Genomic DNA, 10571 nt, shown 5'->3' with positions numbered 1-10571 from the left:
ACCTCCCTCTGTATCCGGCAAAGGGATAACGCTCTCAAGGCCTAACAGGGCCTAGACCGATCGAGAGTGGCTATGCCCTCTTCGACGTTCTTTATGAGGATGGCTCCCGTAGCTCGAACCGCCGTGTTCCACGCTCCCTTCTGGACGGGCTTGACGGCGATGAACAGGCTCGGAAAACCATCGAGGAGCAGGACAACGCCATCGCCGAGAAAGCAGGCCGGCCCCGCATTCCGATCAAGACGATCACGCGTTCACCCGCCTAGCGTAAACCGGCTCGACGCACAGCACTTTCTATCCGTGCTCATAGTCGTTTCTGGTGAGATTGTCTGTTTTCAAAATCTCTTCGGGATTGTTCTTTAGTGAGTTGCGGCAGCAAATCTTGCCAGGCAGCCCCGTTCTGTCACAGCTTCCAAGCGGCCTCTTGTAATAAGCTGATTACCCTCTATATCTCTATTATCGACTTTGGCCGGACAATCGGGCCGTTTCGCTGTTGGCATTGCCAAGCGCACGTTCAGACACTCTTTCCAAACAATCGACGAACCGAGTTGAGGCCGCGCTTTCGTGTGCCTTCGCTCACGTGCATCGGCATCAATTGCGAAAGGTTATCCCCATGATCATTGGCACCGTGAAATTCTACAACGACATGAAAGGCTTCGGCTTCATCCAGCCGGACGATGGCAGCAAGGACGTGTTCGTCCACGCCACCGCTCTCGAGCGCGCCGGCATGCGCAATCTTGTCGAAGGCCAGAAGGTGGCCTTTGACACTGCGGAAGACCGTCGCTCTGGCAAGATCGCCGTCAACAACATCCAGAAGGCTTAAGGATGATCGGGCGCACATTATAAGCGCCTCTACGAAGCCGCTCCCGGGTGGAGCGGCTTTTTCTTTTCACAGTTCCATCATCTGGTGGCCCAACAAGTGAGGAAGCGATGTACACGTTTCGAAAAGCCCCTCCTGCGAAGTCCGTCATGTTCATGGTGAACTATGACGATGGTCGCACGGCCTATCTGTGGATCGACGATCCAGCAAAGGCGAACGATACCTGGGCTATCGGCGTGCTTGCCCAAGCCCAGCAAGAGCAAGGCTCCCTGCCAGAGGGCACCATCACCAGCATCCGGCGTGTCCGATAGCCGGCACGGATCAGATTAGGCAGACGAATTGAGATCCATGAACGGGATGAAGCAGAAAAATTTTAGCGACCGGCTGAGTGCCGCCAGAGACGCAAAGCAGGCCATGGCTGCCAAGTTCCGTCAACGGCCCGGCTCTGATGACCCAGTGGTTGCGGAACGGCGGGCTGCTCGGGAAGCGGTGAGCGCCGCGCGGGATGCTCGCATCGCTGAGCGGGAAGCCCAGCGCCGTGCCGAGAACGCTCAGCGCGCAGCCACCGAGGCCCGCCTTGCCGCGGAGCGGGAGGCTCTCGCGGCCGCGCAAGCCGAGCAGGAGAAGCACGCTGCCGCCGAAAAGGCAGTGAACGAGGCCCGGTTAGAGGCCGAACGCAAGGCTGCCCGTGATGCCCGCTACGCTGCCCGCAAAGCACGGAAGTAGTGTTTCCATGCCCTCCGTTCGCGTGCGCTTGCGCCGTCACTTCAAGGATATTCCTATAACTAGGGGCACCGTTAAGTTCTACAACGACCCGAAAGGCTTCGGCTTCATCCAGCCTGACAACGGCGACAAGGACGTGTTTGTCCACGCCACCGCCCTCGAGCGTGCCGGTGTCCGCGGGCTGCGCGAGGGCCACAAGGTGTCGTTCGACCCCGCTGAGGATTGTCGTTCCGGCAAGATCGCCGTCAACAACATCCAGACAGCGTAATTCTCCGTCCCATCGGGTGGCGTGACCTCCACGCTGCTTGACAGAGCCGCCTTCGGGAGCGGCTTTTTTGTTTCTATCGAAGGATTATGCAAATGGCTAAGGAAGAACTGATCACATTCGAAGGCGAAGTCGTCGAGATCCTGCCGGACGCTCGCTATCGCGTGAAGCTCGAGAGTGGACACGAGATCGTCGCCTACACGGCCGGCAAGATGAAGAAGAACCGCATCAAGACGCTCGCCGGCGACCGTGTAACCGTCGAGATGTCGCCGTACGACCTCGACAAGGGTCGGCTGATCTTCCGTCACAAGGATAGCGGATCGGGCGCTCCCCGTCCGGGAGCTCCGCGGCGTCCGCAGTTCCGCCGCCGGTGAGGCGCCGCGGAACTCCAAGGAACAAATCACGATGTTTGAGAAGACTTGGACTTTTGAGGCAGGTGACCGCGTACCGGACTGGCTCATGCGGCAGATCAACTGCGTGCTGTGGTTCGACCGCGATGCTGTCGTGGTCGAGAGCAACAGCGAGTTCCAGGTCTACCCGGCCACTTCGATGAGTGCTGACGACACGATGATTCTGGCTGAAATCATCGACCACGAGTGCGACGCCGAGGTGGAGCATGTTCGGCCGATCCGGGCCCATACAGCTCCCCGATCGATGTCTCTCAATTGACGAGCAGGAGGCTTTCATGAGCCACAAGTATTCCGTCGGTCAGCTGGTTCATGCCGCTGGCACGCACTTTGCTGACCGCACGAGCGGCATCTATGAAGTCATTCGTCTGATGCCCGAGAGCAACGGCGAGTTCAGCTACAGAATCAAGAATATTGCGCGCGGGACGGAGCGCGCCGCAGGCGAGTCGCAGATCCGCCCCGCTCGTGCTGAACATGGCATGCATCCCCAGCCGCGAACCGCTGATTCATTCTGAGGCCATCGACCGTGCCGCGTATCCGCTCGATTTTGTTCGATCTTCTGCTCGCCGTCTGGACAGGACTGTTCGCGCCCGTCTTGGTGATCCTTTGGCTGTGTGGTTCCCCGGAGCGCGGCGTCCGGCTGGCATCGCGGTTGTGGGCCCGCGGCATCCTCGTGGGGCTGAAGTGGTCCGTTGGTTTGACTTACACCGAGCGGGGTCAACACAATATCCCTGACGAACCCTGCCTGATCATCGCCAATCACCAGTCCACGTGGGAGACGCTCGCGTTCCTGGTCCTGTTTCCAGATGTGGCGATTGTCGCCAAGCAGGAACTGCTGACGATTCCAGTGTTCTCATGGTTCCTGCGCAAATCACCGATGATCCTGATCGACCGGGAGAGCGGCTCGAAAGCAATCCGGAAGATGGTGGAGGAAAGCGAGGCGGCGCTGGCCCAAGGCCGTTCCGTGCTGATCTTCCCGGAGGGAACCCGAAAGCCGGCCTCTGAGCCCATCGAATTCAAACGTGGGGTGGAGCTGCTCTATGTAAAGCTGGGTCGACCGGTTCTTCCCGTCGCTCTGAACTCCGGCCACTTCTGGGGACCCGGCCGCACGTACAAACGAGCCGGGGCAATTTCGGTCTCCTATCTCGATCCAATTCCTCCAGGTCTCACCGCCCGGGAATTCATGCGTCGGGCAGAGCACCTTCTTGAGGCCGAGAGGAGGTCCTCCTGGCCTCAGGCCGCCTAAATCCGAGATTCGGCGATGAACGTCCCGCCGGTTCCATAATGTCACCCACCGGGATAATCGGCAGAGCGAGCTAGCTGTTGCCTTGCCGTTCCGTCACCAACTCGACGAAGGGTTCGATGCCGGCATAGGGAAGTGTGAACTTCTCGCCCCGGAACAGCATCGGCACATCCGACCCGCCTCCAAAGCCGCAAGTAAGCTTGGCACGCACCGAAAACGTTTCGCCGGCGGTCACCGGCCCCCAGGGCTCATCAATGTGATCCATGATGCCAAGCTCACTCAGCTTCGCGTCGAGCGCTTGGGCCCGGGCATGTTGGGACAACTCGTGGAGACCTCTGTCGAGGTCAGAGCGCATGGCGGCGTATGCGGGGTTGCGAACTTTATAGCGAAGCTCTGCGTCTTGGACGAAGCGCCAGACCGACCCGATCACCATCTGCTGTTGCTTGGTGAGCGGCTTCTTCTCCAGCTTGCCTGGCCTCTCCGCCTTCCGAACCGATTTCGCGTTGGCGGGTGTTTGAGCAGGCTGAACATCTGCGATCAGCGCCCACTTTTTGGACCATTCCACCGCTCGGTAGTCGCCTTTGGTCAGGCGATCCGTGAATTCCAGAATATCAGTATCAATCGGGCGCTTGCCGCCGCTGGCCTCAAAGTAGCGCAACCGCATCTCGTCGGGAAGAAGCAGATAGAAGTTGTCGCTCTTCACATCCACGTCGAAGATGTTGGCGACCTTCACGACCTGATCGCGCGTGACTGGCGCCTCGATGCCATCACCGGTCGGAAAGACCATGGTTCCTTTGGGAACGCGGATGTAGCCGCCCACCTGAATCTCCGACATCTATTCTTCATCTCTCTGTTGTTGAGGGCAGCCGTCGCTAACGGCCAAAGGCTTGAAATGGGTACGGCACCCGAAGGTGACGTTTCTGTTGCTAGGCTATCCCGAGCCCCGGATGGTTACGCCGCGAGGCGCACCGCACCCATGTCAACGTTGTCGTTGGCATTTAGGAATTTGCACTATCAAGGCCGTAGCTCAGCCTGATCGCAGCGTAGCCTTTATTGCGCCCAGTGGAACCCATGTCGCCCCCATAACAAACACACCCGGACGGCAGCATGACCTCAACGAAAGGCCGTTCGCCCAATACCAGTCTTGCGGTCCCTGGACAGCCGGTGTGCTTGTGGTAGAGGCGGCGGGAATCGAACCCGCCTCCTAAACGCCTATTCCACTCTGCCTCTACGATCATAGTCAGGCGAACCTGACCTATCTGATATAGGACTTCGTCGGCCTGATTACTAGGCGCAAGATCCGCAATTGCGTCTGTCGACGAAGGAGTATGCTCACCCTGTGGCAAGCCGCACGCCAGCAGACACTTCGCACTTGTTTCATCGCGAAAAAACCGTTGACCCGAGCTGACGGACTGATGCGCACGACAGTTCACCTGTCGCGCGCCCATCCAGAGAGTACCTTAGCCTGCTCCAGTGTCTCCGGTGTCGAAGCAACCTTTCTGGCTCTCGATGAACTCGACCTTGGCGTCGACAAGATCAGCGAGAGCGCTGTCCGGGGTCAGGGCACGCAGATCCATGGACGCTTGTTTAAGCTCCGATAAGGTCGCTCCATCCAGCAACGTTCGTTCTGCAATGTGCATTGCTTCTGCGTAAGACATCCTTGAAATCTCTGACTCTTGTATGAACTGATATTTGACGCCAGGAATGAGACCTTCGGACGTCCTGTTGCGGGTCACTTGAGGGCGCGAGTGTCCTCTGGAATCCATTTCCAATGTTGAATGGGCGAGGAGACGAGGCGCAATATGATCCTCTGAACGTTTCGAGTCACCGTGACACCGTTTGCGCGTGCCTGGCTTAGGAACTGCGCGCTTGTCTTTAATATTCCGTCTATGAAGGTCTGCCGCCCTTCTTGGATCCCAGGTCAGTGAGCAGGATCATGCCATCCGGTCCATGCGCGAGCTATTGGCAGTAACTGGCATAGTCGAGCCATAGGTCAAACGATTCGCCTCGCTGCCCCAAGCTGAGGATCCACCAGTGCCGCAGCTTTTGGAGAGGCACCCCCTCCCCTTTGGCCTTGCTCAGCCCTCGTGCAAGATGGCCTACGATATGAAGAGCTATGCTCTCGGTCGGGTCGGCGCTCATGATTGACGACCAGTGCGGGTTTGCAGGGATTGTCCCCGCATGAGTTCTTCAGGTGCATAGCCCAGAAGTTCGGTAAGCCGAAGGCGAGCTCGGTTGACTCGGCTCTTGATCGTCCCAATCGGGATCCAGCTGACCGTCGCAGCCTCTTCATATGTAAGCCTGTGAGCACCGACGAGATGCAACGCCTCACGCTGGTCGGGAGCAGGTTTCGGTAACGCATTCTGCGTTCGACATCCTTCGACAGCAGCCCTTCGTTTTGCAGGCGCAGGATAGCCTTGGGATACGACGCCTGTTTGTCCGTCGTAAGCGAGGACGGCGGGGAGTGGCTCATCACCTTGATGGCTTTACGCAAGAAGCGGTAAGCGGCGTTGGTATTCCGGCGATCGGACAGCATGGAGGCGACCAGCCGCCCAGGCTTGTCGACTGCGCGGAACAAGTACTTCCAGGTGCCCCCGACGCGAATGTAGGTCTCGTCCACCCTCCAGGATCCTGAGCGAGGTTCCTGGGAGGATCGGATCCGCTTCTCAAGCTCCGGAGCATAGCGCTGAACCCAACGGAAGATGGTCGATGGAGCAACGGCGACCCCGCGTTCCTGCATCATCTCGGCGGGATCGCGATAGCCGATCCCATATTTGCAGTACCAGCGCACGCAGAGAAGGATGATCTCGACCGGAAAGCGACGGCGCTTGAACAGAGACAACAGGACGGCTCCTCGACAAACCGCCCCCTCATTATATGGCCTGGGGTAATGCAACGGAGCCCCAGCTTAGGAGAAGGGCGCAGGTCTGCAAGGGGTCAATACAGGCACCTCGAAGCTTGTTACATGGCCCAATCTTCAGTGTCCGAGGTATGTCCGACGCACGCTGTCGTCGTGTCGCAGCTCTTTGGAAGCGCCCTGCAAAGCTAGTTCGCCATTCTCGAGGATGTAGGCATAGCTCGATGTTGATAGAGCCACGGCAGCATTCTGCTCAACGAGAAGGATCGTGAGACCGTCCTTGTTGAGGCGATCGATAAAGCCAAAGATCTGTTGCACGAGGACCGGCGAAAGGCCGAGCGAGGGCTCATCCAGGAGAAGAAGACGCGGACGCGCCATCAGTGCGCGACCGATGAGGAGCATCTGCTGCTCACCACCGGAGAGCGTACCAGCCCGCTGTTGCAGACGCTCCCTCAGCTTGGGGAAATAATCGAGGATGCGCTCGAAATCGGCCCGAACAGATTTTGGATCCTTGCGCCGATAGGCGCCCATCTCGAGATTCTCGCGTACGCTCATGTCGCGGAAGACCTCACGGCCTTCGGGAACTTGCACGACACCACCTTCGACAACTCTATGAGAGGCCATACTCTCGATGGGTTTTCCGTCGAACCGGATGTTGCCCGACTGCACGGGAACAAGGCGGGATATGGCATTGAGCGTGGTTGTCTTGCCGGCACCATTGCTGCCGAGGAGCGCAACGATACTGCCCTCCGGCACGCTCAGCGAAACACCAGATAGAGCTTGGATCCGGCCATAGGACGCGGACACGCCGGTGAGCTCGAGAAGATCAGGCATGGACCATCTCCTGGCCTAGATAGGCTTCAATGACCGAAGGATCGTTGCGCACCTCGTCCGGCGTCCCCTCCGCGATTTTCGTGCCAAAATTGAGAACCGTGACGCGATCCGAGATCGCCATCACGAGCTGCATCACGTGCTCCACCAGAAGGATCGTGATCCCCTCCCGGCGGCAAAGGTCCGTGAGCAGCGCATCGAGGGCGGCAATCTCCCGGTTGCGAAGGCCGGCCGCTGGTTCGTCGAGTAGGAGAAGGCGTGGGCGTATTGCGAGCGCGCGTGCCAGCTCCAGAAGCTTCTGATGACCGAAATCCAGGTTGCGAGCGACCGTATTGCGATACGCGGTCAGGCCGGTCCGTTGCAGCAGGTGCTCGATATGATCCACCACACCGGATGGTCGGGCCGACAACGCATCGGCCCAGGACCTTCCTGCATGAACGTGAGCACCGATCATTACGTTCTCAAAAACGGTCAATTCGCCGAACAATTCCAGGTTCTGGAAGGTTCGTGCAACGCCAAGACCCGCCATGGCACTGGCAGGCGACCTCGTCACGTCGACACCATTGAGAAGAATTCGGCCCGCGGTCGGCTCGTAAAAACGCGAGATACAGTTGAAAGTTGTCGACTTTCCCGCGCCATTCGGCCCGATCAGCGCATGAATTGTCCCGCGCTGTACCGCGATATCGAACTTGTTGACGGCGGTGAGACCGCCGAACCTGACCGTCAGGTCGGTGACTTCAAGCAGATTCTCAGCCACGGGCCATTCTCCCCATCAGGTCCCGAACGAAAGCAAAGAGGCCACGCGGCGCGTACATCATGAAGACGATCAGGATCAGACCGTAGATGATCTCCTGATAAGAAGGAGTCTGACGTAGGAATTCGGAGATCAGCCCGAACACGATCGCACCGCCCACAGCACCAGTGATCGAACCGAGCCCTCCGACCACGACCATGGTCAGGACGAGGATCGTCGTCTGGAAGCCGAGGCTGTCCGGATGAATATACGTGGAGAAGGTCGCGAACATGCTGCCCGCTATGCCGGCATAGAAAGCCGACAGGCCGAATGCCGTGATCTTGGCTCGGCGGACTGGAATGCCCATGGCCATCGCGGCTACATCGGACTCACGCACGGCCCGGAACGAGCGCCCGAGGCGTGAACGGGAGATCACCACGGTCAGGACGATCATCAGCAAGGCCACGATCACGACAACAGGATAAGCCTGCCGGTCGGTGAGAACTTCGAGGCTTCCGAGGCGCGCCGGGCTGATACGCAACCCGTTCGGGCCTCCGGTCACTTGATCCCAGTTCAGAAACACCCATTGCATAGCCTCGCCGAAGGCGAAGGTGGCGAGCGCGAGATAGATATCGCGCATGCGAAGGGCCACGGCTCCAATCACCAGACCGACCGCGCCCGCAACCAGCCCCGCGAGCAGCATGGACAGCGGAAAGGGCCACCCGAGAGCGTTCCCGGCCAATCCGCTCGTATAGATACCGATACCGTAGAAGGCGGCATGAGCGAGGGCGAACTGCCCGGTCTCACCGATCACCAGATGGAGGCCGAGACAGAGCACAATGAAGACCAGGAGAAGATTGGCGATGTAGAGAACATAGCCGGTCACCAGGAAAGGTAAGACAATCAACGCTGCGGCGCCCAAGGCCATCAAGGCGCCTTGCGTGAGCAACATACTGCCTGGCTTAGCCAGGCCCGGCGTATCGGATTTCGGCCGTGGGAACATAAGGACTGACTTGTCGGACATGGGCTCAGACCTTCTTGATTTCGACGCGCCCGCCGAACAGTCCCTGAGGACGGATCACGAGCACGAGCATGATCGCGACGAAGGGTGCGAGCACGATGGCACGGGAGGAAATGAACAGACCGACAAAGTTCTCGATGATGCCGATGAGGAATCCACCCACCACGGCACCGGGCAGGCTCGTGAACCCGCCGACGATCGCAGCAGCAAAACCCATTGTTACGATTGAGCCCATATCGGCTGTCATAAGCACCTTGGGCGAGATCAGGAGAGCCGCGATGGCCGATATGCCGCCTGACAGCCCCCAGACGATCATGTGAATGCGGGTCAGGTCGACTCCGACGAGCTGCGCCGCCTTGGGGTTCATGCCGACGGCGCGCATGGCCCGACCGATCTTGGTGTACTTGAACATCCAGAAGAAGGCCGCCATCACGAGGACGGCCGTCGTCAGAATGACAAGGTCCAGGGTCGTCACGGCAGCCTGTCCGATCATGATCGACTGCGGCTCGATCACCGGCGGGAACGATCTCGGCGTGTCGCCGAAGCCGGTCTGCCGCACAAATCCCCTGAGCACATAGGAGAGACCGAGGGTCGCGATAACGAGGTTCACCGGACTGCCATTCGCCCGCGCCACCTGGTTCAGCACCAAACGGCGAAACAAAGCCGCTCCAGCATAAGCCGCAAGGATCGTTGCCGGCATGACGATCCAGAGCGGCATGCTCCTGAACACCAAAAGGTAAAGAGCAATATATCCGGCTGCCATGACCATTTCGCCCTGCGAGAAATTCGGCACTTCGGACGTCTTGAAGATAACGACGATGGCGAGGGCGATCAGCGCATATACGCTTCCGATGACAAGTCCCGAGGCCACACCCTGCTGCAAAAAGAGGAAGACTACGTCGATCGTCATGCTGCCCTCGTTGACATGAAAAGGCCGCGGGAGCGATCGCGCCCCCGCGGCAGCGTGGGGGGATGTTAGCCTTTGTATTTCCAGCGGCTCTGGAAGAAACCGGGAATGAGGGTCTGCTGCGTTCCGTCGAACTTCAGATAGATCGTCGATTCCTGAGCCGCACGATCGTTAGGCCCGAACTCAATCGGACCAGCCATTACGCCGGAATCGAACTTCTGGCTCCTCAGATTCTCGGCCACCTTCTCGCGAGTGGGATTGGGGCCCGCATCCTGCAGGGCTTTGACGACCGACATGGCAGGTGCGATCCCATAGGGCATGTAGGCCTGCGGGTGATCCGGCTTCGCGGCGAGATCAGGATAGTTCTCCTTATACATGTCGTAGACCCACTTGATCTTGGGGCCGCCGGGCACATCCGCGAGAACGTCCTGGACGTAGAAGTTCTTAAGAGCATCCTTGTTGCCGACGTTCTCCATGAGCTGAGACATGTTGGCCGTGCCGGTTACCGTGAGCACGATAGGCTTGGTGATGCCGAGCTCATGCGCCTTCCTGATGATCAGGGCGGCAGGCTTGGCATAAGTCGTGATGGCGATCATGTCGGGATTGGCAGCCCGCAGCTTCACCAAAGGAGCGGTCACATCCGTGATGTTCGGGTTGATCGATTCCACCGCGAGTTCGACCCCAAGCTCCTTTGCGGTGACCTGCGCCGCTTCTAGTGTTGTGTCACTGACGGGTGATTCCGAAATCTGGTGGGCTGTGCGATGCTG

Annotated in this window: 16 protein-coding genes, 1 other RNA gene and 1 pseudogene; 9 read left to right on the top strand and 9 right to left on the bottom strand. The window is 59.0% G+C overall.

Annotated features, from left to right (window positions below):
• The first annotated feature begins 59 nt into the window (after positions 1-59).
• The 9 genes from OC446_RS27245 (at position 60) to OC446_RS27205 (ending at position 3458) form a co-directional block, all read left to right on the top strand.
• Positions 60-263 carry a hypothetical protein gene (locus OC446_RS27245; RefSeq protein WP_262032095.1) on the top strand — a complete coding sequence of 68 codons (204 nt, stop codon included), beginning with the start codon at positions 60-62 and terminating at the stop codon, positions 261-263.
• 347 nt (positions 264-610) lie between these two features.
• Positions 611-820, top strand: coding sequence for a cold-shock protein (locus OC446_RS27240; RefSeq protein WP_262032093.1), 210 nt, complete (start codon positions 611-613; stop codon positions 818-820).
• 107 nt (positions 821-927) lie between these two features.
• The gene (locus OC446_RS27235; RefSeq protein ID WP_262032092.1) at positions 928-1128 is read left to right on the top strand and encodes a hypothetical protein; all 201 of its coding nucleotides are present in this window, start codon (positions 928-930) and stop codon (positions 1126-1128) included.
• 37 nt (positions 1129-1165) lie between these two features.
• Positions 1166-1543, top strand: a complete 378-nt coding sequence (locus OC446_RS27230) for a DUF6481 family protein (RefSeq protein ID WP_262032091.1) — start codon at positions 1166-1168, stop codon at positions 1541-1543.
• A 55-nt stretch (positions 1544-1598) separates the two neighbouring features.
• Entirely contained in the window at positions 1599-1808 is a 210-nt protein-coding gene (locus OC446_RS27225; protein WP_262032094.1) for a cold-shock protein, read from the top strand.
• Positions 1809-1900: 92 nt separating this feature from the next.
• The gene (gene infA, locus OC446_RS27220; protein WP_203446296.1) at positions 1901-2179 is read left to right on the top strand and encodes a translation initiation factor IF-1; all 279 of its coding nucleotides are present in this window, start codon (positions 1901-1903) and stop codon (positions 2177-2179) included.
• A 31-nt stretch (positions 2180-2210) separates the two neighbouring features.
• Positions 2211-2474 (top strand): hypothetical protein, encoded by a 264-nt coding sequence (locus OC446_RS27215; protein WP_262032090.1) that lies wholly within the window; start codon positions 2211-2213, stop codon positions 2472-2474.
• Positions 2475-2490: 16 nt separating this feature from the next.
• Positions 2491-2727 (top strand): hypothetical protein, encoded by a 237-nt coding sequence (locus OC446_RS27210; RefSeq protein ID WP_262032089.1) that lies wholly within the window; start codon positions 2491-2493, stop codon positions 2725-2727.
• An 11-nt stretch (positions 2728-2738) separates the two neighbouring features.
• Positions 2739-3458, top strand: a complete 720-nt coding sequence (locus OC446_RS27205) for a lysophospholipid acyltransferase family protein (protein WP_262032088.1) — start codon at positions 2739-2741, stop codon at positions 3456-3458.
• A 70-nt stretch (positions 3459-3528) separates the two neighbouring features.
• Here the strand turns inward: OC446_RS27205 and OC446_RS27200 are convergent, their stop codons facing one another.
• The 9 genes and pseudogenes from OC446_RS27200 to OC446_RS27160 form a co-directional block, all read right to left on the bottom strand.
• A complete protein-coding gene (locus OC446_RS27200; RefSeq protein ID WP_262032087.1) occupies positions 3529-4290 on the bottom strand; it encodes a hypothetical protein in 762 nt (253 codons plus the stop codon).
• 73 nt (positions 4291-4363) lie between these two features.
• Positions 4364-4749, bottom strand: a transfer-messenger RNA (tmRNA) gene (gene ssrA, locus OC446_RS27195).
• Between the two features lie 844 nt (positions 4750-5593).
• A complete protein-coding gene (locus tag OC446_RS27190) occupies positions 5594-5779 on the bottom strand; it encodes a hypothetical protein (RefSeq protein WP_410055157.1) in 186 nt (61 codons plus the stop codon).
• 53 nt (positions 5780-5832) lie between these two features.
• A pseudogene (locus OC446_RS27185) lies at positions 5833-6246 on the bottom strand (IS6 family transposase); the annotation flags it as partial.
• A 186-nt stretch (positions 6247-6432) separates the two neighbouring features.
• Positions 6433-7146 carry an ABC transporter ATP-binding protein gene (locus tag OC446_RS27180; RefSeq protein ID WP_262032086.1) on the bottom strand — a complete coding sequence of 238 codons (714 nt, stop codon included), beginning with the start codon at positions 7144-7146 and terminating at the stop codon, positions 6433-6435.
• Complete coding sequence (locus tag OC446_RS27175) at positions 7139-7900, bottom strand: ABC transporter ATP-binding protein (RefSeq protein ID WP_262032085.1); 762 nt, start codon at positions 7898-7900, stop codon at positions 7139-7141. The genes OC446_RS27180 and OC446_RS27175 overlap by 8 nt, the downstream gene beginning before the upstream one ends.
• Entirely contained in the window at positions 7893-8783 is an 891-nt protein-coding gene (locus OC446_RS27170; RefSeq protein WP_262032084.1) for a branched-chain amino acid ABC transporter permease, read from the bottom strand. Before OC446_RS27170 ends, OC446_RS27175 begins: the two co-directional genes overlap by 8 nt.
• Before the next feature lie 121 nt (positions 8784-8904).
• Positions 8905-9807 carry a branched-chain amino acid ABC transporter permease gene (locus OC446_RS27165; RefSeq protein ID WP_262032083.1) on the bottom strand — a complete coding sequence of 301 codons (903 nt, stop codon included), beginning with the start codon at positions 9805-9807 and terminating at the stop codon, positions 8905-8907.
• 65 nt (positions 9808-9872) lie between these two features.
• Positions 9873-10571 (bottom strand): ABC transporter substrate-binding protein (locus OC446_RS27160; protein WP_262032082.1); only part of this gene is annotated, 699 nt, incomplete at its 5' end.

It is taken from the genome of Microvirga sp. Mcv34 (assembly GCF_024519725.1).
Classification (GTDB): Bacteria; Pseudomonadota; Alphaproteobacteria; order Rhizobiales; family Beijerinckiaceae; genus Microvirga.
The sequence above is the reverse complement of the archived record's forward strand: the minus strand, read 5'-3'. Positions and strand labels throughout refer to the sequence as shown.

Excerpts from the sequence above, each read along its gene's own strand:
- OC446_RS27240 (WP_262032093.1), top strand. The coding sequence starts at position 611 with ATGATCATTGGCACCGTGAAATTCTACAACGACATGAAAGGCTTCGGC.
- OC446_RS27235 (WP_262032092.1), top strand. The coding sequence starts at position 928 with ATGTACACGTTTCGAAAAGCCCCTCCTGCGAAGTCCGTCATGTTCATG.
- OC446_RS27230 (WP_262032091.1), top strand. The coding sequence starts at position 1,166 with ATGAACGGGATGAAGCAGAAAAATTTTAGCGACCGGCTGAGTGCCGCC.
- infA (WP_203446296.1), top strand. The coding sequence starts at position 1,901 with ATGGCTAAGGAAGAACTGATCACATTCGAAGGCGAAGTCGTCGAGATC.
- OC446_RS27215 (WP_262032090.1), top strand. The coding sequence starts at position 2,211 with ATGTTTGAGAAGACTTGGACTTTTGAGGCAGGTGACCGCGTACCGGAC.
- OC446_RS27210 (WP_262032089.1), top strand. The coding sequence starts at position 2,491 with ATGAGCCACAAGTATTCCGTCGGTCAGCTGGTTCATGCCGCTGGCACG.
- OC446_RS27200 (WP_262032087.1), bottom strand. The coding sequence starts at position 4,290 with ATGTCGGAGATTCAGGTGGGCGGCTACATCCGCGTTCCCAAAGGAACC.
- OC446_RS27180 (WP_262032086.1), bottom strand. The coding sequence starts at position 7,146 with ATGCCTGATCTTCTCGAGCTCACCGGCGTGTCCGCGTCCTATGGCCGG.
- OC446_RS27165 (WP_262032083.1), bottom strand. The coding sequence starts at position 9,807 with ATGACGATCGACGTAGTCTTCCTCTTTTTGCAGCAGGGTGTGGCCTCG.